This is a genomic window from Amorphus suaedae (genome assembly GCF_053629675.1).
On sequence record NZ_JBRJIT010000003.1, the window covers coordinates 305130 to 329261 of the forward strand.

A 24132-nucleotide genomic window follows, 5' to 3' on the forward strand; every position below is an offset into this window, starting at 1 on the left:
CGCGACGGCGGCCATGCCCGGTACCGCCGCTCGGTGCGGCCCTGCGATCCGGGCCGCCTGCATTGCCGCCGCTCTTGCGGCATCGATGCACCACGCCGCCGGACAGACAGACGGACCGGCCGCGGAACGAACGGCGACGGCTGCGGCCTCCAATGGCGGGCCGGCTGAAGCCGCCTGGAACCCGACTCCGGCCGACATCGTCGGACCGGACCGCGCGGCCATCGACGACGAGCTCGAAGCCGCGATGGACATGACGCCGCCGGGGCGGCGTGTTCGCATCGAACTGATCTCGGGCTCGACGCTGCTTCTCAGCGTCTCCCCCTACGAACCCGGCCCCGACGGAGCCGACTGCCGGGTCTTCGAGTACGAGTACAGGCCCCCGACCGCCGGCCAGGCCCGCGTCACCGGCAGACGATGCTGGCGCCCGGAGACCGGATGGCGCCCGACGCGGATGGACGACCTGGTCGAAGCGGATGGCCTCCCGGCCGCCGCGGCGACAGCGCCCCTCGACCCCACGGGTCGCGGGCCGGGGACAGACGGCGCGATCGCCGGATCCCGGGCCAGCTCGGACAGTGCGTCCGCCGGCGCCGTGCGACCATCAGCAGAAACGCCGGGGACCGCCGCGCCGAAGCCGGCGGCCAGCGCGCCACCTCCCTCGCGCGTCATTCTTCCCTTTGTTCTCGACGAGACCCGTCCGGCTTCGCGTCCCTAGACGCCGGAGCCATGAGGAGAACGGGCACCGGCATTGCCACGCCTCGCCCACATCTCACCCGGATCCCGGCCTCACTCATCGACAGCATCACGCGCAGTCCGGCCGCCGCGATCGAGCAGACGGGCCGAACCGCCGTGCCTGGCGCTCCGCGCCATCACGCTTTGAAAGCGCGCCCATCACGTTTCGAGAATAGCTCCAAATTGGAATGGAAACGTCTGCCAAAGCAGAACGGGTTGCCGTTGAGTGGATGTATTTTCCTGAATATTAAGAAATTGTGACACGGCGAGACCGCCGGGGGACAGCCCAGAATTCACAAATTCAGGCTTTTGGCAGATTAACATTCGCGGAAAGGTTCAGCCGTGTACGTTGTAGTTGATCATAGAGACACCGTTACATCTGGATATACCGCCGGCTTTGCCCGCGAAGGCTTTGCGTCACTTGGGCTTTGCTCAAACGAATTCAAGGATTGGCTGACCAGCGCGTCGGACCAGGACCTTGATGCGGTGCAGGGATTTGTTCTCGGTGAGCTCGACGGGCGGACAACCTATCCCGACATCATCCGTGGTCATTCCCGAGCCCCCATCATCGCGCTGAGCGAGGAGCGCTCCCTGGAGCATACGCTGGAGCTCTTCACGGCGGGCATCGACGATGTGGTTCGCAAGCCGATCCACGTTCGCGAGATCGTCGCCCGGCTGGACGCCGTCTGGCGCCGTGCCAATGCCGTCGAGAAGCCGTCGACCAGCGGCCGCCTCAAGGTCTTCTTCAACGGCCGCGATCCGGAAATCGACGACGAGCCCCTGCAGCTCCCCCGCCGCGAGCGCCACATCCTCGAGTATCTGGTGAAGAACAGCGGCCGCCGGGTCACCAAGACCCAGCTCTTCAACGCGATCTACGGGGTCTTCAACGAGGACCTCGACGAGACCGTGATCGAGGGCCACATGAGCAAGCTGCGCAAGAAGCTGCGCCAGCGCCTGGATCACGACGTCATCGACGCCAAGCGCTTCATCGGCTACCGCTTCGTCGGCTGATCTCGACAATCAAGGGCCGCCAGCCGGCGGCCTTTCGCGGAAAATCCCCCCGGCCGACGGGTCGATCGCGTGCCAGCTTGGGCACGTCGAGCCCCGAGCGGCAATCGCACCGTTTCCCATCCCGCAGCAGCCGCGCGTCCGGACCTGTCCCGGGCGCTTCCGTCAGTGCGACTGCCGGCCACCACGCTTGGTCTGACGGTCGACGAATTCGTGCATTCGGGTCCGTCCGGTCTCGGTCAATTGCACGACGATCCGGCGTCGGTCCTGCTGATCCGGGACACGCTCGACGAGGCCCGCGGCCTGCAGCTCGTCGATCCGCCGCAGCGCAGTGGTCGTCGGTGCACGCGACGCCAGGCACAGGCTCGTCACCGAGATCGCGCGCCCACTTTCTTCCGCGAGGGCGAGGTCGAGCAGCATGTCCCAGGACGGATCCGAGAACAGGCTGGAATCGAAGATCTGATCCCGATCGCTCCGCGCCGCGATCAGCCCGCGGAGATAATCATCCGGCTGCGGCTTCGCAGGTGGGGGTGCCGCCTGCCCCGGTGCGGCGGCGACTTCTTCTCCCAGCGCGAGCGCTCGATCGATGGCGTGCGCGACCTCTTCGGGCATGATCGGTTTCTGCAGAAAATCGACGGCCTGCAGCCGCAAGGCGGCGACAGCCCTGTCGAGCGAGGCGTTGCCGGTAATCACGATCGCCGCGAATGGCCGGACCTTGCGCTTGTAGGAAAGCTTCTGCAGCAGCTCGATGCCGTTGATGTTCGGCATCTGGATGTCGGTCACGACGACCTTCAGCTCTTGATGACGGTCGAAGAGCTCGAGCGCTTCGTTGGCGCTTGATGCCGAGTGCACGGGATGGCCGAGCGCCACTAGGCCCTCGCCAAGCTCCTCCAGCACCAGAGGATCGTCATCGACAATGAGGACTTTGGGCGCGGACAATGGTCAAGCTACCTGATTGTCGAGTGCCGCATATGTCGACAAGCGACTGCTGAACTCTGGCAACATGATCATCAACTCCGACAACGAGCACTTCTGAGAGATCAGATAGCCCTGAATGTAGCTAACCCGATTTTTCCGGGCGAGAGCAAGATCCTCCGCCTTTTCTATGCCTTCCGCGACGACGATCAGATCGAGGCTCCGGCCGAGCTCGGCGAGTGCCTCGAAAATGGCCCTTCCCTTGGTCCATGACCTGGCCGCGCGGATGAGCTCCATATCGATCTTGAGCTCGGTCACCGGCAGGTTCGCGAGCTGCAGAAGCCCGCTCTGGCGCTGACCGACGTCATCGAGGGCGAGACCGAAACCGGCGATGTGCAACTTCAGAAGGGCGGTCACCGCAACGAAGGAGGAATCGTAAAGGGCGTTCTCCGTGAGCTCGAGAATCAGCTGCTCCGGAGCGAGGCCGGCATCGCGCACGACCACGGAAAAATGATCGACGGCGTGCGGCTGGGTCAGAACCTCGATCGGAACGTTGACGCTTACCGCCCCGCTCCATCCGGCGTCGGTCCAGGTCCGGCACGCAACGGCGGCCTGACGGAGCACGTCCTCCGTGAGGCGCGTGATCAGGCCGCGATCGCCCTCCAGCGCCTCGATGATCTTGATCGGCGAGACGGGCCCGATGTCCGGCAGCCATCCCGCCAGCAAGGCCTCCGCTCCGCAGAATGCAAGCGTGTCGGCGGCCACCAGCGGCTGGAACGCCACGGGGAGCTGGCCGCGCTCCAGTGCGGCATCCACCGCGTTTCGGATCTGCGTATGCGAGATCGCATTGGCCACCGAGGGGGGCTCATGGTCGACAACGGACTCGACGAGGCACTGCAGCTGACAGCAGTCGAACGGCTTGTTCAGAACGCCGAGAACCGACAGTCCCGCGCTCTCCGCCGCCGCCGCCGTCGCCCGCAGAACCGATTCACCCCGCCCGGTCATCAGAATGAGATGAGGCGGATTGGGCACGTTCGCGACCAGTTTGAGGATGTTGGTGCAGTCTCCTGCCCCGAGCATGAAATCGAGGATGAGGATGTCCGAAAAGCCGAGACGGGACAGATCGAGCATGGATTCGTCGGCGAGGGTCACGACGGCATGGTCGTGCGCAGTCAGGAAATGAGCGAGCTCCTGCCTCAGACTCAGATCATCATCGAGGATCACGATCTCGCGTCTTCGCTTCTTGTGGAGCTCATCCATCTTCCGGCGCCGCTTTGTCGCGAAGCGCCAGCCGATGCTCAACGTCCTTGACGAGCGCGAGTGGATCGACCGGCTTGAGATAGAGCGCGTCTGCGCCCAGCTCTTCCGCGGTGGTATTCTCCACCACATAGCCGGTCATGATTGCGTGAAGCTGTGGCCGCTTGCCTGCTGGCAGCTCGCTGGAGAACGTGACGAGGGAGGATCCGTCGACGTCGTCCAGCCGCAGGTCCGTCAGGAGCACGTCCCGGCACCCGCCTTCCAACAGGATGCGTTTGGCGTCTGCCCCCGTGCACGCCAGCCGCACCTGCCATCCGCAGCTGTGGAAGAACTCGGCGAGCTCCTCGACGATCTCGACCTCGTCGTCGCAGATCAGGATGGAGCGGTCCCGCACTAGGCCGCGCTCCGCTCGCCGACACCACCATCCGCCACCGGCAGCACGATCGTGAAGCGCGCCCCGCTCGCGATGTTCTCGACACTGACTTCACCACCCATCTTCCGGACGATGTTGCGCGACAGCGACAGGCCGAGCCCCGTGCCCTTGCCGTCGGGCTTCGTGGTGGTGAACGGCTCGAAGAGGTCCTTGATGATGCTCTCAGCGATGCCGCCGGCAGCATCGGAAATAGTGATGCGGATCTTGATCCCGTCGGTCGCGGCCGCGACCGAAACGACCCGCCGATCCGCATCGATCTCCGTTCCCTCATACGCGTCGCGCGCGTTGAGCAGGATGTTGACGATGACCTGCTCGAACAGCGTCTGCTCGCCGTCGACCATCACATCTTCGGACAAGTCGAGGTCGAGCAGCAGGTGGATGCTCGACAGCCGGTACTGCTCGGCGACGAAACTGATGGCAAGGTCGATCGCGCGGGGCAGCGCGAAGCGCTCGGCACGCAGCGACGGCTTGCGGCCGTAGCTGCGTACCTGATCGATGATGCGCTTGGCGCGCTCGACCTGCTCGTCGATGCGCGAAAGTTTGGTCTGCAGGGCCTGGGTATCGCCGTTTGCCAGCAGACGGCGGGCATTTGCCGCCGCCATTCGGATGACAGCAAGCGGCTGGTTGATCTCGTGCGCGATCGCCGAGGCCATCTCGCCGAGGGTCGACAGTTTCGCGGCCTGCATGATCTGGTACTCGGCGTCGCGAAGCTGGGTGGTGTCGGCAAGCGCAAGGAGGCAGAGGGTTCGGCCTTCCCAGGTGATCGGACGACGACTACCCCTGAGGGCCACGATGGACCTCTCGTCTCGGGGGAACGAGAACGAGCCCCAACCTGTGTCCAGTTCGTCGCGATCCGGCAACGCCGTCTGCGCCGCCGCCAGGAAGCGCTGCCAGTCCGGATGCTCCGACGAAGGATTGATCAGAGCCAGACCCATGGCGTTTATGAAGTAGACTTCCAGATCGTTCGGATCATAGACGACGATCATGGCCGGCATCGCCTCGATCAATGCGCGCAGGTTCTCGCGCACCGACGCCGCCTCCTCCTCCGCCGCCGCCATCGCCATCAACCGCTGGCGATCCCGCGCCCCCTGCAGGATCAGGAACACGACCAGCAGACCGCCGGAGACGGCCAGAAGGGCGAGCGGCACGAAGGCGGATCGCTCCGCCAGCATCTGCTCGCGCCGATAGACTTCCTCGTTGTATGCGATCGCCGACTGCAACACCGTCTGCAGCGTCTGTGACAGCGGCGCCAGCTCATCGTAGAGCCCGTTCAGGACATCGACGGCCTCCGGGCTGCCCGGCGTCGGCGTCTCCCTGTCGAGATAACCGTCGAGCAGGCTCTCATACCCCTCAAGCAACCCACGGTACTGCTGGATGTTCGGCAACAGCCGGCCTTCCTCGGACCCGTAGAGCAGCGGCAATCGGGACCTGAGGATCGCCAGGCGAAGTCCGACATTGTCCATCGCCTCCTGCGACGGAGCGATAACCGCGACACGGATCGCGGAACGGGATCGCACGAGCTCCAGCTGGGCCTGATAGGCGACCCAGCCCGACGTGCGCACGCTGATCGCCAGCGCCTGGCGGCTTCGCTCCTGCTCCCAGTAGAGCATGGCAGTGCTTGCCAGCAGACCCAGCGTCGTCAGCGTGAGGATGACCGTCAGGAGGTTCGACCACCCCCTTCCGCCCTCACTCGACGACGAAGTCCACTTCTTTGACCTGCCAAACCATACGGCCATGATAACGCTGCACATCCAATATGCTGGGTTGCTTGTCGATCGGGTAGATCACCCAGAATGGGCCGAGATTCCGGACATCCATATGCTCGCCATTGTGCCGGGTGGCTAAAATGGCGCCAAGCACCGTCCAGTCTTCCGATGGAAGCGTACCGCTGTAGTTGTTCAGCGCGCTGAATTTCGCCTCCTTCACCGGATGCGGTCCAAGTGCAGCGATCTCGCCGATCGAAGGCCCCGAGAACGTCTGTATTCCGTCCGTCCACGGGGTCGTGGTGCTGAAGGTGCTTTGGGGCAGCGTTTCGAGGGCTGCCGTGTCGAGGGTCTGTTCCTTCAGGACGGTGCCGTCCTGCGCCTTCCACCGCACCGTCAGATCAATTTGCGGGTGCAGCGCGAGAGCGGCGCCCGGAAAGATGGCAATTGCGAGCGCCGCCAGAAGACGCGTCAGCTTCGACAACATGAGGTCGCAGCTCCGGACAGGATAGCGCACAGGGGCGGACGATCCGCAGATTGCGGTGGCCCCGCGCGCTCTCGACAACATGGTTAAGATGTTCGCACACGACCCGGCGCGCCGCGAAGGTGATTTCACTCCATTTTGGGAGTGACCCCCCCTTTTCTGGTCCCAGTTCGGACCAGCACGCCCCTCCGGCCCGTGCTCCCCTGTCGCTTCCGTCCCCCTCAAAGCCCCGCCGAGGCTGCCAAGCTTCGCACAAGCTCGCTCGGATAGGCCTCGAGCCGCCTTTGTAAGGACAAGCCACCAGAAGGAACCCCAAGGATGAAGTCCACGCTTGTTTCGGGCCTCTGCGCCCTCGCACTCCTCTCCGCGCCGGTGTTCGCCAACGAATTCGAGGCTCCGCTGACCACCCTGGCCCAGGGCGATATCGCCGCCATCGCGTCGGCGCCGGAAGTCGTGGCCGCCGTGAAGGCCCAGAACGCCCAGACCTCGGGCTACGACCAGGCGACCATCGACGCCGCCGACAAGGCCTGGCGTGCCGAGATCGGAAGCGGCTCGCAGCCGACCATCGACGCCATCCTCGCCCGTCCCGCGTCGACCTTTCTCGTCGCCGCGAAGGAAAACTCGCAGGGCCTGTTTACCGAAATCTTCGTCATGGACGCCAAGGGCCTGAACGTCGCCCAGAGCGGCGTCACGTCCGACTACTGGCAGGGTGACGAAGCCAAGTGGCAGGAGACCTATCCGAAGGGCGCGGGCGCCGTGCACCTCTCCGACGTGGAGCTCGATGAGTCGACGCAGACCTATCAGAGCCAGGTCTCGATCCCCGTCGTCGACAACGGCACCGTCATCGGCGCGCTCACCGTCGGCGTGAACGTCGAGTACCTGCAGTAACCCACCCACCTTCAACGGCCGCGAAAGCGGCCGCTTTCTTCTTCCGACGGCACGTGCCGCGACAAACGACAACCGGAGGACGACGATGTCTGAACAGGATACCAAAGATCGGCCGGCAAGAGCCTCCCGCAAGAAATCTCTGCGCAGGCGCATCGCTCTCGGCGTCTTCGCGGCCGTCTCGATCGGCTTCGCGAGCACCACGGTTCTCACCTACTACACCGAGGTCAACGGCACGACCGAGACCCTGGAACGGACCCACGCCCAGCTGACCAGCCTGCTCGCCGGCCAGTTGTCCGGAGCGGTCCGTTTCGCGAAGGTCGACGCCATCGACGGAGCGACCGGCCAGCTCGGCGCTGACGCGGCCGCCCACGCCGACCACTTCCTGACGGTCAGCGCCGACGGCACCGTCATCTCCGAGACGGGGACCGCCCACGATGCGGAAGCCGCGCTGGTGGTTGCCCGCGCCGCGCTCGCCGCCAACGACATCGTCACCGAGACGGACGGATCCTACCAGTTCACCGCCGCTCCGGTGCGCTTCGGTGCGACCAACGACACGATCGGCGCGGTGGTGGTCACCTGGAACAACACCGAGACCTGGACCGCCCTGCGCAACGGTGCGTTCATCAGCCTCGGCGAGGCTCTCCTGATCGCGCTCGTGGTCGCGCTGCTCATCGAGGTGGCGATGCGGCGCTGGATGAGCCGGCCCATCGACGACGTGGTGGGCACGATGAACAAGCTCGCCGACGGTCAGACCGACTTCGAGATCCGAGGGGTCGACCGCCGCGACGAGATTGGCGAGATGGCCCGGGCCGTGGCGGTGTTCCGCGACAACGCCATCGAGCATCGGCGCCTGGCCGAAGAGCAGGAACGCGCCCAGCTTGAGCGGGCGGAGCGCCAGGAAAACATCGAGCGCCTGATTTCCCGCTTCCGTGAGGAAATCCAGGGCGTGCTCGGTTCGATCAGCGCCAACATGAACCAGATGCAGGCCACCGCATCGGAGCTCATGGGCATCGCCGAGAGCGCCACCAGCGGCGCGTCGGGCGCCGCCGCCGCCTCCCAGCAGGCGTCGGAGAATGTCGGGGCCGTCGCTTCCGCCTCCGAACAGCTCGCCGCCTCGATCGGCGAGATCGGTCGTCAGGTTTCCGACACCAACCACGTCGTCGGTCGCGCCGCCAACGACACCCGCACGACCAACGAGAAGATCGCCGGTCTCGCCGAGGCCGCCCACAAGATCGGCGAGGTGGTCGAGCTGATCTCTGACATCGCGGCGCAGACCAACCTCCTCGCGCTCAACGCCACCATCGAGGCCGCTCGGGCGGGCGAGCACGGCCGCGGCTTCGCCATCGTGGCGGCCGAGGTGAAGACGCTCGCGAACCAGACGGCGAAGGCAACCGAGGAGATCGGCGCCCAGATCGCCGCGATCCAGAGCTCGACCGAGGATGCCGTCAGCGCGATCAAGTCGATCACCGACATCATGGAGGAGGTCAGCGACTGCACCGCGGCGATCGCCACCGCCGTCGGCCAGCAGGGCCAGGCGACCGGTGACATCTCGCGCAACGTCGCCGAAGCCGCCGACGGCACCCGCGACGCCGCGGCCCGGATCTCCGGCGTGACCTCGGTCGCGCTGCAGACGTCGGAGGCCGCGTCCCAGGTCGAGACCGCGTCCAACGACGTCGTTTCGCAGACCGCCGACCTGCGTTCCGTGGTGGACCGCTTCCTCAAGGACGTTGCCTGACGTCCCTTCCTTCCCACCCGACCACCGCCAGCCGAAAGGGCCTGGATCAGCGATACGCCGATCCAGGCCCTTTTCGTTTGACGTGGTCCTCATCCGTGTGAGGGCGGCCGAGACCTCCCGGCCCTGCCGACTCCTCCGGACCTCCTATACCAAGACCCGCCGGTCGGACGTTGGCAGCGCCGCACGAGGCCCGCGCCGGGACACAAGGTTCGCGCAAGCAACGCGGCCTAGGGTTGATCTCGTTGAAGAGACGGATCCGCGGCGACGACCTGAGCGGATCCGGATCGATCGGCCTCGGCGGACGCCGTCCGCTCGAACCCGAGAGTTTCTTTTGCAGGACGCCCCCTTTCCTCCCTCCCCGAAGCGGGTGGCGTCCAACTCAGAGGCCCGGACCAAAGCACAAGTAAGGTCCGGGCCTTTTTTTCATTTGCCCCACAGTTTCTCCCGCCCGACCAGCGCCTCGCGACAGCGCGATGCTCCGCGCGTCCACGGCACCCCTCTCATCAGCGTGTCCAGCCTGTTCGTTCAGCCCCCCACCGCCGGCTGCCGGCCACCCCTGAGCGCAATGTAGATCGCCGGGATGACGAGAACGGTCAGCAGCGTCGACGACGCCAGCCCGAACAGCAGCGAGATCGCGAGACCCTGGAAGATCGGATCGGCCAGGATCACCGCCGCGCCGATCATCGCGGCCAGCGCGGTGAGCAGGATCGGCTTGAAGCGGATGGCGCCCGCCTCGAGCAGCACGTCGATGAGCGGCCGATCCGGACTGGCCGAGTGGCGGATGAAGTCGGCAAGCAGGATCGAGTTGCGCACGATGATGCCGGCCAGTGCGATGAAGCCGATCATCGAGGTCGCCGTGAACGGCGCCTGGAACAGCCAGTGGCCGATCATGATCCCGATCAGCGTGAGCGGGATCGGCGTCAGGATCACCAGCGGCAGCTTGAACGAGCCGAACTGGGCGACCACGAGGATGTAGATCCCGAGGATGGCCACGCCGAAGGCCGCGCCCATGTCGCGGAAGGTGACCCAGGTCACCTCCCATTCGCCGTCCCACAGAAGGGTCGGATGCGTCTCGTCCTCCGGCTGGCCGTGCAGCCTGATCACCGGCTTGGGCACGTCGCCCCAATCGGCGGCGTCGATGGCGTCGGCCACCGCGATCATGCCGTAGACCGGCGCCTCGTAGGCACCGGCGAGCTCCGCCTGCACCATTTCCGCGGCACGCCCGTTGTGACGGAAGATCGGAAACGAGGCCCGCTCGCGGGTCACGTCGACGACGTCGCCCAGCTCGACGATGGCCCGGTCGCCGGGCAGCGCGTTGGCCGCGACGGGGGTCGTCAGCGTGCGTTCGTCGACGACCTTGCCCCCCTTCGGCAGCGCGATGGTGATCGGGATCGGCTGGCGGCCGCCGCCGCGGTGGGAGTAGCCGACCGTCTGGCCGCCGAACAGCGCCTGGACGGTGTCGTACACGTCGTCCTGCTCGACCTTGTAGTATTCGAGGTTCGCCTGATCGATGGCGATGCGCACGCGCTCGGCCGGCGTTCCGAAGGAATCGTCGACGTCCACCACGAACGGTACGCTGGCGAACGCCTCGCGCACCTTCGTAGCCACGGCGCGCCGCGTCTCCGCGTCCGGGCCGTAGATTTCCGCCAGCAGCGTCGCCAGCACCGGAGGTCCGGGCGGCGGCTCGACGACCTTGATCGCCGTGCCGGCCGGGACGTCGATCCCCTTCAGCCGCTCGCGGATGTCCAGGGCCGTGTCGTGGCTGGTGCGGTCGCGCTCCTGCTTCGGCAGCAGGTTCACCTGCACGTCGCCCATCTGGGGCTGATTGCGAAGGTAGTACTGGCGCACCAGGCCGTTGAAGTTGAACGGCGCCGACGTCCCCGCATAGGTCTGGAAGGAGACGGCCTCGGGCAGGTCGGCGAGCCGCTCGACGACCTGCCGCAGCGCCCGGTCGGTGTCTTCCACCGACGCGCCCTCCGGCAGGTCGACCACCACCTGGAGCTCGGTTTTGTTGTCGAACGGCAGCAGCTTGACGGTGACGTGCTTGGTGTAGAGCAGCACCATCGAGGCGAGCGTGGCGACCCCCACCAGCAGGAGGAAGGTCCAGGCCCGCCAGCGCGCCTTCAGGATCGGACGCGCCACCGCGACGTAGATCCGCCCGAGCATGCCGCCGCCATGGCCATGGGCGTCGCTATGCCCGCCGTGCGCACCCGCCGCGGCCGAGGCCTTTCCCGCCACCTTGAGCATCAGCCAAGGCGTCAGCACCACCGCGACGAAGAACGAGAAGATCATGGCGGCGGAGGCGTTCGCCGGGATCGGCGCCATGTACGGGCCCATCAGGCCCGACACGAAAAGCATCGGCAGCAGCGCCGCGATGACGGTGAGCGTCGCCACGATGGTCGGGTTGCCCACCTCCGCCACCGCCTCGATGGCGGCCTGCACACGCGAGCGGCCGTCGCGCATGGCCCAGTGTCGGGAAATGTTCTCGATGACCACGATGGCGTCGTCGACGAGAATGCCGATCGAGAAGATCAGCGCGAACAGGCTCACCCGATTGATCGTGTAGCCCATGATCCGGGCGGCGAAGAGGGTGAGCAGGATCGTGGTCGGAATGACCACCAGCGTGACCAGCGCGGCGCGCCAGCCGATCGCGAACCCGATCAGCGCGACGATGGTGACCGTCGCGAGCCCGAGGTGGAACAGGAGTTCGTTGGCCTTTTCGTTGGCCGATTCGCCGTAGTTGCGCGTGATGGCGACGTCGATGTCGTCCGGCAGCACCTGGCCGCGCATGAGGTCGAGGCGGTGCACGATCTGCTCGGCGATGACGACCGCATTGCTGCCCGGCCGCTTGGCGATCGCCAGCGAGACGGCCGGCACGCGCTCCAGCGTTCCGTCGACCTTGCGGACGTCGGCGACGCGCACCTCGTTGGGCGACGTGGCGAGCGTGATGGTCGCCACGTCGCGCACGTACACCGGCCGGCCGTCGCGCGCCGTCAGGAAGAGGTTGCCGATCTCGGGTCCGCCGTGGAGCGTCTGGCCGGCGACCAGGGTCCGCTGGTCCTGGTCCTCCCGCACGCGTCCGATCTCGACCGAGCGGTTGGCTCCGGAGATCTTCTGGGCAAGCTGCTGCAGCGTGATGCCGTAGAGCGACAGCTTCTCCGGGTCCGGTTCGATGCGCAGCCGTTCCGGCTGCTCGCCGACGATGTAGGTGAGGCCGACGTCGGGCAGCTTCGACATTTCGATCTGCAGCTCGCGGGCGAGCCGGGTCAGCCCGTTCTCGGTCCAGCGGCCAGCCACCGAGGGCTTCGGCGTCAGCGTGACGACGACGATCGCGACGTCGTCGATGCCGCGGCCGACGATCAGCGGCTCGGGGATCCCGACCGGGATCCGGTCCATGTTGGCGGACACCTTCTCGTGCACGCGCAGGATCGCCGCGTCCTGGCTGGTGCCGACGACGAAGCGCGCGAGCACCACGGCGCCGTCGTCCTCCGTGCGGGAATAGACGTGCTCGACCCCGTCGATGCTCTTGACGATGGTCTCGAGCGGTTCGGTGACGAGCTTGACCGCGTCCTCCGCCTTGAGGCCGTTCGCCTGCACGCGGATCTCGACCATCGGAACGGAGATCTGCGGCTCTTCCTCGCGCGGCAGCGTCAGCAGCGCGACGATGCCCAGCGCGAAGGAGGCGAGCAGGAAGAGGGGCGTGAGCGGAGAGGTGATGAAGGCGCGCGTGAGGCCGCCGGCGATCCCGAGCCTCATGGCAGGACGACCCGGTCGCCGGCGCGCAGGCCGGTCAGGACCTCGACGCGGGCTTCGTCGTCGACCGTGACCGGGTCACCGAGCACGACGGCCACGTCCTGCTCGCCCGCATCATTGGCGATCTTCACGTAATCGATGCCGTGGATGGTCTTCACCGCGTCGGGGGGGACCGCCAGCACCGTGCGCTTGCCGACCGGAATGCGCACCAGCGTGCGCTCGTTGACGAAATAGTCGCCGAGGCTCTGGACCTCGACGTCGGCGATGACGCGCCCGTCGGAAATCTCGGGGTAGATCTTGGCGATGGTCCCGCTCGTCGCCGCTCCGGCATCGACCGCGGCGGAACCCGCGAGCCCGCGCTTGCCGATCTGCACGACGGCGCCCTCCTCGATCTCGGCGGCATGGCGCTCGGGCAGCGAGAGGCGCAGGAAGTAGCCGCCGCTGGCGATCCGGGCGACCTCCTCGCCGGCGAGGACGACGGCACCCAGCGTGACCGGCACGGTCAGAACCCGGCCATCGGTCGGCGCGAGCACCTCACCCTCGTGGGCCCGCTGCTCGATGACGGACTTGTCGGCCTGTGCGGCGGCGACCTGATTCAGCACGACGTCGAAATCGGTCTGTGCCTGGTCCAGCCGGCTCTGGGCGGCGACGCCGCGCTCGAGCAGCCGCTTTGCCCGGTCGAGCTCGGTGCGCGCATTCTCCATCTGGGAATCGAGCGCCTTGATGCGGGCGTCGGCGGCCGCGGTCTCCAGCGCGATCTTGTCGTCGACGACGATCGCCAGGACCTCGCCCTTCGTCACCTCATCGCCCTCGACGATGCGCACCTCTCGGATCGTCCCGCCGATGCGGGCACGTGCCGGCGCGATCGTCCGGCTCTCCACCTTTCCGAAGACGGCCTTGAACTCCGGCACGACCACCGGTTCGAGGACAAGATCGGCCGCGCGTGCACCCAGCGGAAAGGCTGTGGCGGCAAGCAGCGGCAGGGCGACAAGGAGCCTCAGGCGCACGGTTCGGAATCCTGACTGGCGCACACCGGCAAGGTGGCCGGCGCGCGGGAACGGGGGAGCTTGAAGGCAGCGGCGCTCAGCGGAAGGCGACGCCGGAGCGCACGCCGAGCTTCCGGAACACCATCGCCGCCGGGCAGAAGCCGGTGACGGAGGCCTGGATCAGGTTGATGCCCACGAAGGCCGTCAGCAGGAACCAGTAGGGCGACACGAAGACGCCGAGCGCCAACGACACCAGGGTCACGAAGCCGGCGAACATCATCACGGCACGATCGACGGTCATTTTTCACTTCTCCAGGTTGCGTCCCGCGCTCATTCGGCGGGCTCGATGTGAATGTCCTTGAGCTTCTTCACGCCCAGGATGTCGAGCGCGAGATTCTCGTAGAAAGTCTCGCTCTTTCCCTGGCGGACCTTGTGCAGGAAGTACTTCTCGAAGCCGATCTTGGCGGCATGCACCCACCGCCCCTTGGACGACCAGTTGACGTTGCGCGGCGGGATCTGCGGCTGCGCCACGAAGGCGATGCCGTCGTCCCCGAAGTCGGCCAGGCAGACGGCGTTCCAGGTCGCGACCGCGCGCGGCTGCTCGCCCTTCACCAGCGCGGCGATGTTGTGGGCGGTCGCCGTGACCATGGATTCGATCATGAAGCCCGTCTTCGGCACGCCGACCGCGAGCGGCGTCTTGCCGACCGGGGGAATGGCCACGCAGACGCCGACGGCGAACACGTTCGGAAACGCCGGGTTGCGCTGGTGCTTGTCGATGAGGATGAAGCCGCGCGGATTGGTCAGCCCCTCGATCCCGCGAACCGCCTCGACGCCGCGGAAGGCCGGCAGCATCATGGAAAAGGAGAAGGGCAGCTCGTGCGTCGCCTTGACGGCACCGTCGTCGGCGACCTCCTCGACATGCATGAGGCCGTCGTCGACCTTCGTCACCCGGGCGTTGGTGATCCACTTGATGTGGTGGTCGCGCATCGCGCTCTCGAGCAGGCCCTTGGTGTCGCCGACGCCGTCGAGGCCGAGATGGCCGACATAGGGCTCGGGCGTCACGAAGGTCATCGGCACGCGGTCGCGCACCTTGGCCTGTCGCAGCGCGGTATCGAGCACGAAGGCGAACTCGTAGGCCGGTCCGAAGCACGAAGCGCCCTGGACCGCGCCGACGACGATCGGACCGGGATTGCGCACCAGCGCGTCGAAGGCCGCGTGGGTATTGCCGGCATGATCGACCTGGCAGATCGAGGCCGTATGTCCGTCCGGTCCGAGGCCCTCCACCTCGTCGAAGGCAAGGTCGGGGCCGGTGGCGATGACCAGATAATCATAGGAGATCGACGAGCCGTCGTTGAGCTCGACCCGGTTTTCCGACGGATGGACACGCCGGGCGCCCTCCGGGCGCAGCGTGATGTCGCGGCGCGAGAACACCCCCTCGAGATCGACGCTGATGTCCTCGGGCTTTCGCCAGCCGACGGCCACCCACGGATTGGACGGAACGAAGGAATAGGTGGCCCCCTGGTTCACCACGGTGACCTTGCCCTCGCGTCCAAGTTTCTCCTTCATCTCGTAGGCCATGATGACCCCGCCGAGACCCGCGCCAAGTACGACAACCTCCGCCATGACTTCCTCCGCCTTTTCGTTCTTCGAGCGTTGCGTCCTGCCGAACCATGGGAAAGGCTGCGCCTTCCGATGACTGCGCGCATTGCGCAAACGCAATGGTTGAAACGTTGGCCGGCGCCCTCATGCGGCCCGGCTGGTCGTCTCGGCTCGACGGCACCCGTCGGACCTGCAACGATCAGGTCTTGCAGGTAACATTCAAGAAATGTAAATTCAAGAGTATGAATGTATCAGACATGATTCCGGCGGCCGGCCGCGCGGCCGATCTGATGCGCAGCCTCTCGCATCCGCAGCGGCTCCTCGTCCTGTGCGCGCTCGGCCGCGAGGAGAAATCGGTGGCCCAGTTGCGCGAGGAACTCGGGCTCGCGCAGGTGCCGATGTCCCAGCAGCTCATGCGGCTGCGATCGGACGGGCTGGTCGAGGCGCGCCGCGAAGGCACGGCCCAGCTCTACCGGATCACCCAGCCGGAGGTGCTGACCGTCGTGGAAGCGCTTCACGCCGCATTCTGCCCGGTCCCGCAGGACGCGGCGGACTGAGCACCCCCGCACGCAGTTCGGCCCCTCTCGAAGCCGATCCGGACCGGGGGTGGCGCTTCAGCGCAGGCTCAGGAAGCAGAAGCGCTCGAGCAGACGCAGAAGGTCCTTCTGGCTGCGGCAGCCGGCCTTCGCGAGCGCGGTCTTCATCTGCTTGCGGACCGTGTCCGGACTGACCTTCCGCGCCAGCGCATGGGCGGTCAGGTCCTCTCCCGCGGCAACCGCGCCCAGCACGCGCTGCTCGCTTCTAGTCAAGCCGAAGAGGCTGCCGAACTGCGCGATCTCGGTCTCGCTCGGGGCGACCTCGCGCGACAGCGGAACCAGCAGCACCGCCAGCGCCGCGCCCCTTGAAAGGTCAGGGGCGACCGGCGCCGGGATCGCCACGAACCGCACGCCGAACTGCTCGCCATCCTCCGTCATGCTCAGTCCGGCCCCGATCGCGGCCGGGCCAGGCGCGCCATTGGCGAGCGCGGCGAGGTTGGCGGCCAGAAGCCCGTTCAGCCCCGCCTCGCGGAAGCGCAACCGGTCACGGCGCAGCGCGATCACGCCTGCGCGCGCAAGCATCTCGGCAGCCGCGTTGCAGAACGTCACCACCCCGGTTGGGGCGAGGACGAGAACGCCGCGGCCGGCATCGGCCCAAAGTCCCCCCAGCAGCCGGTCGCGGGCGCGAAGCTCCTCCACCGTGCACGTCAGCCGGACGGCCTGACGCACGTGGGGGACGATCCGTTCGATCATGGCGACTTCGCCGGCATCGAACGGGTCGTCGAGCTCGCGCGAAACGCCGTACCACGTCATGTAATTCTCGACGCCCAGCTGGGCGCCGGTGATGTGGAACATCTTCTGGGGCCGCTGGAAATCCTGGTAGACCGGGCTCGCACGCTTCTCTTCCGGGCTCCAGACGTCGCAATCCAGGACCATCAACCCCGGCGGAGTGGCGTCCATGCGCGGCACCCGGATGTCGATTTCGAAGAAGTCGTCCATGTAGGCGCGGATCGCCGCGGGATCCTGTCGTGCGAGCACGTTGACGGGCTCGGCGCCGCTCCGCCGGTCGAGCGCCATGACATGCGAGGTGTGTGCCCCCAGCGCGTCGGCGATATCGTTGACCGCGCGCTGCCACAGCTCTGGCGTGAGTGCGGCTTCGTAGAGCCCTCCCACCAGGGCCAGAAGTCTATCGGAATCCACCCGACCCGCGCCCCCTGTGACCTCGCGTCTCCCCGTCACGCGAGACTAATCGAGGCTATCCGGAATGCGAAGCCGAAACCGGGATTCCTTGCCCCATCTGGGGGATGCCGGCGGCGGCAGGGCACCGCCTACTGGCAGCTCTCGCAGCGACGGCAGGGCCGGTGACTCCGCTCGGACCGCCGAACTCATGGGGAAACCTCAGATGGAAATGATCGTGATCAGCATGCTGATCGTCTGGATCGCCGTGTCGACGCTCATTGCGCGGGTGATCGGCAGCCGCAACGACCGCTCGCCCGCCTTCAACGCGACCGTCGTCACTGCCGTCGGTTATGTCGTCGTCACCGGGGCACTTGTCATGGCGATGGTGCCGTTGGTGCCGCCAATGGTGCGGGATCCGATCGGCTCGGTGCTGCCGCCCATCGCCATTGCCGGCGCCGTCGCGGCCGTGCTCGCCTGGATTCTCGCCTTCGCCAGCGTCAGCCGCGCGCGCAAGGCACGCGCCTGATCGGCGCTCCGGGCGCGGTGGATCCACGCGGACCATGCGGAGGCTGTTGGAGCGGGCACGAAGGGTCGTTCGCCGACCGGATGGTCGGGCGATCATCGGCGCGGTGACGGAGATTCTCGACCGCCAGCACGCGATCGAAAGCCGGAGCTACGATGCCAAGACGGGCGTGATGGCGGTCGCGGCGGCGCGGCGGGTCCTCGCGAGCTTGCCCGTCGAGACGTCCGGCAGCCGCCAGGTCGATCTCGTGCTCGACGCCCTGGAGCGCCTCAAGCAGCGCCAGGCGGCAAATGCCGGGGAGTTCGCCACGGGCGCGGCGACAATCGGCTCGATCATCCGGGACGTCAGGACGCGGTTTCGACCCTGACAGTCGGCGCCCTCAACGCTTGCGGCGGGCCGCCTGGGCCAATGCCAGCAGCGTATCGGATACCAGTTCGTGAGCGAGCACGGGGTTCACCCGGGTCGCCTTCACCGTATCGGCGAGGCGGCGCTGGGCCCGGACGAGCTGGGCCGCAGGCCAGGCCCTGAGCATCGTCTTGATGGCGGGCTTCCGGCGGAAGAAGATCCGCGGCTGGGCGCCATCGACGACGGTGTCCGCGGCGAGCCCGCTGTCGACCTGAGCCCGCATCTTCTGGAGCGACTGGGCAAGCCGAAGCGCGAAGCCGGCGGTGACGGACGGATGGGTGCCGGCCGCTTCCAGCCGCTTCAGCCGCCGGATCGCGCCATCCGCATCGCCGAGGAAGGCCGCGTCCACGGCTTCCTCGATCGACAGCGCGGCGCTGTCGCCAACCACCGCCTCCACGTGGGCAAGCGTGATCGTCCCGTCGCCATGGGCATAAAGGCACAGCTTGCCGATCTCCGAGCGGCTGCCGGTGCGGTCGGATCCGAGCAGCGCGTGAAGCGCCTCGCGCGCCTCGGCGCTGACGGCCAGGCCGTGAAGGCGGGCCTCTTCCTCCAGCAGCCGGTCGATATCGCGCGCGCTGTCAGCGTAGCAGGGAATGACCAGCGCGGCCGCGTGCTTCTCCAGGCTCTTGCGCAGGGGGGAGGTGGGCCGAAGGTCGCCGGCCTCGATGACGATCAGGGCGTCCGTCGGCGGATCGTCGAGCAGCGGCTGCACGGACGGGAGCAGATTGCGCGCGCCAATGTCGCGCACCCAGACGACGCGCTTGCCTCCGAACAGCGCGATCGTCCGCGCCTCGTCGCTCAGCCGGCCGGGATCCGATCCCAGCTCGTCGCCATCGATCCGCACCAGCCCGAACGGATCGTCCTCGCCGGACGCGCGCTTGACGATGTCCCCCGCACGCTCGCCGACGAGCCCGTGGTCGGGCCCGTACACGAGGATGACCGGAGGCAGCCCGGCCGCTTCGGCAAGCCTGCGATCGATGTCCTGGGGTTTGAGGACCGCCATTCCCGCTCCGCTCGAGCCCTTTCGCTCCGGTGGCAGCACCGGATGGACAAGATTAGGCTGAGGCCTCCAAGCCTAGGAAGCCCCGCCCTGCGCCTGCCGTCCGCGCGATTCCAGACCGGCCGTGAACGTCCGCAAGATCAGCTCTGCGGGTTGGCGGAGAAATAGGCCGCAAGCCGGTTACCCACGTCCTGCGCCACCGATCTGGCAACCCGGTTCTGTGCATCGACCGACGCGCGCGTGTTGGCGAAGCGCTGGCTCGAGTAGTCGTAGGACGCGGTGGCGAAGCTCGACCCGGTGAGCAGCGTCAGGTTGGTCGCCGTGTCGATGAGGGCGAAGTCGACGCCGAGGGTGACCGAGATGGCGGTCGGCTCGTCGAGGGTGACCGGCACGGCGAGAGAGGCCGACCGATCGTTGGTGATGTAGCGGAGCGTGTAGCGGGTCGGCGCCGGGTCGGCCCCTCCGCGCAGGCGGAACTCCAGCTCACGGACAAACTGCTGAAGGAACTGGGAGCCACCCGCCGGCACGGAGATGCTTGCGAGCCGGGCCTGCACGCCCTCGTCGGCCGCAAGACCGACATCCCCGTAAAGTGGCTTCACCTGGCATCCGCCGACGGCGGCGAGCACCACCGCAAGGCCGACGCCGGCGGCAAGCCGGCGGACAGCGCCGCGGATCGAGACGGCGCGAACGATCTCAGACGACCACATTGACGATCCTTTGCGGAATGACGATGACCTTCTTCGGAACCTGGCCATCGAGGTGGCGCCTGACCTCATCGAGCTGAAGCACGGCGCGCTCCACGTCCTCTGACGACGTCGCACGGTCCACCGTGATTTCCGCCCGCTTCTTCCCGTTGATCTGGATGGGCAGGGTGATCGAGCTGTCGACCAGCAGGGACCTGTCGGCCTCGGGCCACTTTTCCTGGGCGACGAGGCCGCGGAAGCCCATCACCGACCAGCACTCCTCGGCCAGGTGCGGCGTCATCGGCGCGATCATCTGCAGCAGGAAGCGGATCGCGGTCTTCAGCACCGGGGCGAGCTCGGGGTTGCGGACGCCGGTGGCCAGATACGGCTGCAGCGTGTTGGAAAGTTCGTAGACGCGCGCCACGGCCCGGTTGAAGCCGAGGCTCTCGATGTCGTGCTCCACGGCGGCCAGCGCCCGATGCATGGCCTTGCGCACGGCATCGGCGTCCGGTCCCGATCCGTCGCCTTCGCGCACGTCGTTCAGCGCGGGGGCGCACTCCTGGACCATCCGCCAGATCCGCTGGATGAAGCGATGCGCGCCCTCGACGCCACCCTCGGTCCACTGGATGTCGCGTTCCGGCGGCGTGTCGGACAGCATGAACCAGCGCGCCGTATCAGCGCCGAAGGACGCGATGATCGCGGTCGGATCGACCACGTTCTTCTTCGACTTCGACATGGACTCGACCGGCCCGAGTACGACGGGCGCGCCCGTTTTCGCATGCACGTGGGCGCCGTCGCGCACGGCAACCTCCTCGGGGAACAGCCAGTTCCCGTCGGCGTCCTTGTAGGTCTCGTGGGTCACCATGCCTTGGGTGAAAAGGCCCGCGAACGGCTCGTCGATCCGGACGTGACCGGTCTTCTTCATGGCGCGCAGGAAGAACCGGGAATAGAGCAGGTGCAGGATCGCGTGCTCGACGCCGCCGATGTACTGGTCGACGGGCAGCCAGTGGTCGACCGCCTCGAGCTCCGTCGGCGCGATCGCCCGCGGCGCGGTGAAGCGGGCGAAGTACCACGACGAGTCGACGAACGTGTCCATCGTGTCGGTCTCGCGGCGCGCCGGCTTGCCGCACTCCGGACAGTCGACCTTCGACCATGTCGGATGATGATCGAGCGGGTTGCCCGGACGATCGAACGTCACGTCCGACGGCAGCTCGACCGGCAGGTCCCGTTCGGGCACCGGCACCGTCCCGCACGCTTCGCAGTGGATCATCGGGATCGGGCAGCCCCAGTAGCGCTGCCGCGAGATGCCCCAGTCGCGCAGGCGGTAGTTCACCTGGCGCGCCGCCTGGGGCGCGTTGCCGAGGTGCTTCTTCTCCAGCCGGGTCGCGACGACGTCCTTGGCGTCCTCGATCGACAGGCCGTCGAGGAAACTGGAGCGGAAGATCGTGCCCGGACCGGTGTAGGCCGTGTCGGTGATCTCGAAGGTCGCCGGATCAGCGTCGGGCGGCAGCACCACGGGCAGGACCGGAAGGTCGTACCTGCGGGCGAACTCCAGGTCGCGCGCGTCATGGGCCGGGCAGCCGAAGATCGCGCCCGTGCCGTACTCCATCAGGATGAAATTCGCGACGTAGACCGGCAGCGTGACGTCGGGCAGGAACGGGTGGCGGGCCCGCAGCCCGGTGTCGTAGCCCTTCTTGTCGGCGGTCTCGATCGCCAGCGCGGTCGTGCCCAGCTTGCGGCATTCGACCAGAAAGTCGCGCAGCTCGGAGTCCCGCTCGCCGGCGGCTATCGCCAGCGGGTGGTCGGCCGCGACCGCGACGAAGCTCGCTCCGAACAGCGTGTCAGGCCGGGTGGTGAAGACCTCCAGGTCCGATGCGCCGTGCGGGGCCGTCTTCGTCAACTCGAAGCGCAGCCGCAGGCCCTCGGAGCGTCCGATCCAGTTCTTCTGCATCAGCCGGACCTTCTCCGGCCAGCGCTCCAGCTTGTCGAGGGCCTCCAGCAGCTCCTCGCTGTAGTCGCTGATGCGGAAGAACCACTGGGTCAGCTCGCGCTGCTCGACGAGCGCGTTCGATCGCCAGCCGCGGCCCTCGATGACCTGCTCGTTCGCCAGCACCGTCTGATCGACCGGATCCCAGTTCACCTTCGCCGTCTTCCGGGCCACCAGGCCGGCCTTGTAGAAGTCGACGAACAGGCGCTGCTGCTGCTGGTAGTAACTCACGTCGCAGGTGGCGATCTCGCGATCCCAGTCGATCGACAGGCCCATCTGCTTCAGCTGCCCGCGCATGTGGGCGATGTTCGAATACGTCCATTCGCGCGGATGCACCTTGTTCTGCATCGCCGCGTTCTCGGCCGGCATGCCGAACGCATCCCATCCCATCGGATGCAGGACGTTGAAGCCCTTGGCCCGCTTGTAGCGCGCGATCACGTCGCCCATGGCGTAGTTGCGCACGTGGCCCATGTGAATGCGGCCGGACGGATAGGGAAACATCTCGAGGACGTAGTATTTCGGGCGCGGATCCTCGTTGCGGGTGCGGAAAACGCCATGCGCATCCCACTCGCTCTGCCAGCGAATTTCCACGTCGCGGGCGTTGTAGCGCTCCGTTGTCGTCATCGGACGGTTCTGCTCGTGTGAAAGGGGGCCGATTGCGGTGTCGGGAGACAGTCACCAAAAAACCGCACCCCGGTCAACTGGAACCGCCCGGCCCACCTTTGCTAAGGAGGGAGGCCGAAACCTCGACGGAGATATGGGAACGGATGGACGCGAATGCATCTGAGCGACTGGCCGCCGTCCGCGGCGCCATCGAACGGGCCGAGGCCGACGCCGGCCGTGCGCGCGGCTCCACCCAGCTCGTCGCCGTTTCCAAGACCTTTCCGGCCGAGGACGCCGAAGCGCTGATCCAGGCCGGCCAGCGCGTCTTCGGCGAGAATCGCGTCCAGGAGGCGAAGGCCAAGTGGCCGGCGCTCAAGGAGGCGCATCCCGACGTCCAGCTGCATCTCATCGGGCCGCTGCAGTCGAACAAGACCCGGGAAGCCGTTGCCCTGTTCGACGCGATCCACACCGTCGATCGCGAGAAGATCGCCGCCGCGATCGCCGCCGAATGCGCCGCGCAGGGGCGCCACCCGCTGTTGTTCGTCCAGGTCAACACCGGCGAGGAAGCCCAGAAGGCCGGCATCGCCCCCGGAGACGCCGTCGCCTTCGTGGCACGCTGCCGGGAGGTTCACGGCCTGTCGATCGAAGGGCTGATGTGCATTCCGCCCGTCGACGAGGCGCCCGGCCCGCATTTCGCGCTTCTCAAGACGCTTGCCGCGGAAGCGGGCGTCCAGGGCCTGTCGATGGGCATGTCGTCGGACTTCGAAATTGCCGTCGCCTTCGGCGCGACCCACGTCCGCATCGGTTCCGCGCTGTTCGGAACGCGCCCGCCACAGCCCGCCGGCTGATTGGGTCGGCTGCCGAATCGCGTGCCGCCACCGCGCCTCGGGATCAGAAGCGATACCAGATGGCGGCGAACACGGTCCGTTCCTGCAGCGCCGCGACCCCGTCGACCGTTCCGCTGACGCCGGCCTGCAGCCCGTGGTGCGCCGTCAGCCAGCATAGCGCGCTGGCCTGGAGCTTCTGGTAGCGATAGTCGGACGCCTTCCCCGCCGACAGCGTGGTGAAGGACTGGGCCATCAGCAGCCAGCGCGGCGTCGGCTTGAGGCCGAGGGTGACGTCGATGTGGATCTCGTCATCCTGCCCGCCCTCGCTGAACCGGTAGGCGCCCTGAACGTCGACGAAGGCCGGGAGGTCGCGGACCTCGAACGCGTAGCCGAGCAGCGCACGCGCCTCCAGCGTCGCCGGCTCGCTCTCGACCCATAGCCCGTTGCGATCGAGGCCGGGCGTGTAGCCGTTCAGCTCGGCGGACACGACCATCCGGTCCGACCGGGCAACCCGTGCCCGCAGGCCGATGCCGTCGACCGCCGTCGTGGTCAGATTCGCATCCTGGGTCTCGAGCCGCGCCGCGCTGTGGAGGACCCCCGTCAGCCAGTCGGTCACGCCGTACTCGACATGGGCCGACAGTTCGAACTTCCGGTATTCGGGAAGCGGCTCCAGGCGCCCGTCCGCATCGAAGCCCTTCGCGGCTCCCGAGAACGTGCCGGTGACGATCACCACACCGTCGCCGCGCTCGGGGGTCCACGCGCCGGCGAGGGCGGAAGCATTGCCGGCGAGGAAGGCGCTCGCCGCAACGAATGCGCCCAACGCCACCTGCAAACCAGCCGACGAATGCCACGTCCGGCGCCGGTGCGTAGCCGGCAAATATCCGTTCGCGCCGCGCCGC

Annotated in this window: 22 protein-coding genes; 8 read left to right on the forward strand and 14 right to left on the reverse strand. The window is 67.2% G+C overall.

What is annotated here, in order from left to right; translation table 11 throughout:
* Nucleotides 1-13: 13 nt before the first annotated feature.
* Entirely contained in the window at nucleotides 14-712 is a 699-nt protein-coding gene (locus AB7M35_RS22880; protein ID WP_453962894.1) for a hypothetical protein, read from the forward strand.
* A gap of 359 nt (nucleotides 713-1071) precedes the next feature.
* Nucleotides 1072-1740 carry a response regulator transcription factor gene (locus AB7M35_RS22885; protein ID WP_453962895.1) on the forward strand — a complete coding sequence of 223 codons (669 nt, stop codon included), beginning with the start codon at nucleotides 1072-1074 and terminating at the stop codon, nucleotides 1738-1740.
* A gap of 162 nt (nucleotides 1741-1902) precedes the next feature.
* On the opposite strand, the gene AB7M35_RS22890 is transcribed toward AB7M35_RS22885, so the two are convergent.
* Genes AB7M35_RS22890 through AB7M35_RS22910 form a run of 5 tightly spaced genes read right to left on the reverse strand, consistent with a single transcriptional unit; the run spans nucleotide 1903 to nucleotide 6532 of the window.
* A complete protein-coding gene (locus AB7M35_RS22890) occupies nucleotides 1903-2676 on the reverse strand; it encodes a response regulator (protein WP_453962896.1) in 774 nt (257 codons plus the stop codon).
* A gap of 3 nt (nucleotides 2677-2679) precedes the next feature.
* Nucleotides 2680-3912, reverse strand: coding sequence for an EAL domain-containing protein (locus AB7M35_RS22895; RefSeq protein WP_453962897.1), 1233 nt, complete (start codon nucleotides 3910-3912; stop codon nucleotides 2680-2682).
* Nucleotides 3905-4303: a response regulator gene (locus tag AB7M35_RS22900; RefSeq protein WP_453962898.1), complete on the reverse strand. Its 399-nt coding sequence runs from the start codon at nucleotides 4301-4303 to the stop codon at nucleotides 3905-3907. The genes AB7M35_RS22895 and AB7M35_RS22900 overlap by 8 nt, the downstream gene beginning before the upstream one ends.
* A complete protein-coding gene (locus AB7M35_RS22905; protein ID WP_453962900.1) occupies nucleotides 4303-6078 on the reverse strand; it encodes a sensor histidine kinase in 1776 nt (591 codons plus the stop codon). Before AB7M35_RS22905 ends, AB7M35_RS22900 begins: the two co-directional genes overlap by 1 nt.
* A complete protein-coding gene (locus AB7M35_RS22910) occupies nucleotides 6029-6532 on the reverse strand; it encodes a hypothetical protein (RefSeq protein ID WP_453962902.1) in 504 nt (167 codons plus the stop codon). The genes AB7M35_RS22905 and AB7M35_RS22910 overlap by 50 nt, the downstream gene beginning before the upstream one ends.
* Nucleotides 6533-6847: 315 nt before the next feature.
* On the opposite strand from AB7M35_RS22910, the gene AB7M35_RS22915 reads away from it, so the two are divergent.
* Together AB7M35_RS22915 and AB7M35_RS22920 are read left to right on the forward strand one after the other, a co-directional pair.
* A complete protein-coding gene (locus AB7M35_RS22915; protein WP_453962903.1) occupies nucleotides 6848-7417 on the forward strand; it encodes a hypothetical protein in 570 nt (189 codons plus the stop codon).
* Nucleotides 7418-7502: 85 nt separating this feature from the next.
* Nucleotides 7503-9152: a methyl-accepting chemotaxis protein gene (locus tag AB7M35_RS22920; protein ID WP_453962904.1), complete on the forward strand. Its 1650-nt coding sequence runs from the start codon at nucleotides 7503-7505 to the stop codon at nucleotides 9150-9152.
* Between the two features lie 525 nt (nucleotides 9153-9677).
* On the opposite strand, the gene AB7M35_RS22925 is transcribed toward AB7M35_RS22920, so the two are convergent.
* The 4 genes from AB7M35_RS22925 to AB7M35_RS22940 form a co-directional block, all read right to left on the reverse strand.
* Complete coding sequence (locus tag AB7M35_RS22925) at nucleotides 9678-12908, reverse strand: efflux RND transporter permease subunit (RefSeq protein ID WP_453962905.1); 3231 nt, start codon at nucleotides 12906-12908, stop codon at nucleotides 9678-9680.
* A complete protein-coding gene (locus tag AB7M35_RS22930) occupies nucleotides 12905-13912 on the reverse strand; it encodes an efflux RND transporter periplasmic adaptor subunit (RefSeq protein WP_453962906.1) in 1008 nt (335 codons plus the stop codon). The genes AB7M35_RS22925 and AB7M35_RS22930 overlap by 4 nt, the downstream gene beginning before the upstream one ends.
* A gap of 76 nt (nucleotides 13913-13988) precedes the next feature.
* Nucleotides 13989-14192, reverse strand: a complete 204-nt coding sequence (locus AB7M35_RS22935; protein WP_453962907.1) for a YgaP family membrane protein — start codon at nucleotides 14190-14192, stop codon at nucleotides 13989-13991.
* Between the two features lie 29 nt (nucleotides 14193-14221).
* On the reverse strand, nucleotides 14222-15514 hold the full coding sequence (locus tag AB7M35_RS22940; protein ID WP_453962908.1) for an NAD(P)/FAD-dependent oxidoreductase: 1293 nt from the start codon (nucleotides 15512-15514) through the stop codon (nucleotides 14222-14224).
* A 95-nt stretch (nucleotides 15515-15609) separates the two neighbouring features.
* On the opposite strand from AB7M35_RS22940, the gene AB7M35_RS22945 reads away from it, so the two are divergent.
* Nucleotides 15610-16047 carry an ArsR/SmtB family transcription factor gene (locus AB7M35_RS22945; RefSeq protein WP_453962909.1) on the forward strand — a complete coding sequence of 146 codons (438 nt, stop codon included), beginning with the start codon at nucleotides 15610-15612 and terminating at the stop codon, nucleotides 16045-16047.
* Between the two features lie 57 nt (nucleotides 16048-16104).
* On the opposite strand, the gene AB7M35_RS22950 is transcribed toward AB7M35_RS22945, so the two are convergent.
* Nucleotides 16105-17226, reverse strand: a complete 1122-nt coding sequence (locus AB7M35_RS22950; RefSeq protein ID WP_453962910.1) for a helix-turn-helix transcriptional regulator — start codon at nucleotides 17224-17226, stop codon at nucleotides 16105-16107.
* 202 nt (nucleotides 17227-17428) lie between these two features.
* On the opposite strand from AB7M35_RS22950, the gene AB7M35_RS22955 reads away from it, so the two are divergent.
* The gene (locus AB7M35_RS22955; RefSeq protein WP_453962911.1) at nucleotides 17429-17731 is read left to right on the forward strand and encodes a hypothetical protein; all 303 of its coding nucleotides are present in this window, start codon (nucleotides 17429-17431) and stop codon (nucleotides 17729-17731) included.
* A gap of 103 nt (nucleotides 17732-17834) precedes the next feature.
* Entirely contained in the window at nucleotides 17835-18095 is a 261-nt protein-coding gene (locus AB7M35_RS22960; protein ID WP_453962912.1) for a hypothetical protein, read from the forward strand.
* Nucleotides 18096-18107: 12 nt separating this feature from the next.
* On the opposite strand, the gene holA is transcribed toward AB7M35_RS22960, so the two are convergent.
* The 3 genes from holA to leuS all read right to left on the reverse strand — a co-directional run bounded on the left by holA (nucleotide 18108) and on the right by leuS (nucleotide 22427).
* Complete coding sequence (gene holA / locus AB7M35_RS22965; RefSeq protein ID WP_453962913.1) at nucleotides 18108-19136, reverse strand: DNA polymerase III subunit delta; 1029 nt, start codon at nucleotides 19134-19136, stop codon at nucleotides 18108-18110.
* A 137-nt stretch (nucleotides 19137-19273) separates the two neighbouring features.
* The gene (locus AB7M35_RS22970; RefSeq protein ID WP_453962914.1) at nucleotides 19274-19840 is read right to left on the reverse strand and encodes an LPS assembly lipoprotein LptE; all 567 of its coding nucleotides are present in this window, start codon (nucleotides 19838-19840) and stop codon (nucleotides 19274-19276) included.
* Entirely contained in the window at nucleotides 19827-22427 is a 2601-nt protein-coding gene (leuS, locus tag AB7M35_RS22975; RefSeq protein WP_453962915.1) for a leucine--tRNA ligase, read from the reverse strand. The genes AB7M35_RS22970 and leuS overlap by 14 nt, the downstream gene beginning before the upstream one ends.
* A 143-nt stretch (nucleotides 22428-22570) precedes the next feature.
* Here leuS and AB7M35_RS22980 point away from each other — a divergent pair, with 143 nt between their 5' ends.
* A complete protein-coding gene (locus AB7M35_RS22980) occupies nucleotides 22571-23254 on the forward strand; it encodes a YggS family pyridoxal phosphate-dependent enzyme (RefSeq protein WP_453962916.1) in 684 nt (227 codons plus the stop codon).
* A 43-nt stretch (nucleotides 23255-23297) separates the two neighbouring features.
* On the opposite strand, the gene AB7M35_RS22985 is transcribed toward AB7M35_RS22980, so the two are convergent.
* The gene (locus AB7M35_RS22985) at nucleotides 23298-24053 is read right to left on the reverse strand and encodes a hypothetical protein (protein ID WP_453962917.1); all 756 of its coding nucleotides are present in this window, start codon (nucleotides 24051-24053) and stop codon (nucleotides 23298-23300) included.
* Nucleotides 24054-24132: the final 79 nt, after the last annotated feature.

Bases quoted from the DNA above. Each gene is read 5' to 3' on its own strand.
- holA (WP_453962913.1), bottom strand. From the start codon at position 19,136: ATGGCGGTCCTCAAACCCCAGGACATCGATCGCAGGCTTGCCGAAGCG.
- AB7M35_RS22905 (WP_453962900.1), bottom strand. From the start codon at position 6,078: ATGGCCGTATGGTTTGGCAGGTCAAAGAAGTGGACTTCGTCGTCGAGT.
- AB7M35_RS22895 (WP_453962897.1), bottom strand. From the start codon at position 3,912: ATGGATGAGCTCCACAAGAAGCGAAGACGCGAGATCGTGATCCTCGAT.
- AB7M35_RS22915 (WP_453962903.1), top strand. From the start codon at position 6,848: ATGAAGTCCACGCTTGTTTCGGGCCTCTGCGCCCTCGCACTCCTCTCC.
- AB7M35_RS22980 (WP_453962916.1), top strand. From the start codon at position 22,571: ATGGACGCGAATGCATCTGAGCGACTGGCCGCCGTCCGCGGCGCCATC.
- AB7M35_RS22925 (WP_453962905.1), bottom strand. From the start codon at position 12,908: ATGAGGCTCGGGATCGCCGGCGGCCTCACGCGCGCCTTCATCACCTCT.
- AB7M35_RS22970 (WP_453962914.1), bottom strand. From the start codon at position 19,840: ATGTGGTCGTCTGAGATCGTTCGCGCCGTCTCGATCCGCGGCGCTGTC.
- AB7M35_RS22945 (WP_453962909.1), top strand. From the start codon at position 15,610: ATGGTTGAAACGTTGGCCGGCGCCCTCATGCGGCCCGGCTGGTCGTCT.
- AB7M35_RS22940 (WP_453962908.1), bottom strand. From the start codon at position 15,514: ATGGCGGAGGTTGTCGTACTTGGCGCGGGTCTCGGCGGGGTCATCATG.
- AB7M35_RS22880 (WP_453962894.1), top strand. From the start codon at position 14: ATGCCCGGTACCGCCGCTCGGTGCGGCCCTGCGATCCGGGCCGCCTGC.
- AB7M35_RS22910 (WP_453962902.1), bottom strand. From the start codon at position 6,532: ATGTTGTCGAAGCTGACGCGTCTTCTGGCGGCGCTCGCAATTGCCATC.
- AB7M35_RS22935 (WP_453962907.1), bottom strand. From the start codon at position 14,192: ATGACCGTCGATCGTGCCGTGATGATGTTCGCCGGCTTCGTGACCCTG.
- AB7M35_RS22920 (WP_453962904.1), top strand. From the start codon at position 7,503: ATGTCTGAACAGGATACCAAAGATCGGCCGGCAAGAGCCTCCCGCAAG.
- AB7M35_RS22955 (WP_453962911.1), top strand. From the start codon at position 17,429: ATGGAAATGATCGTGATCAGCATGCTGATCGTCTGGATCGCCGTGTCG.
- leuS (WP_453962915.1), bottom strand. From the start codon at position 22,427: ATGACGACAACGGAGCGCTACAACGCCCGCGACGTGGAAATTCGCTGG.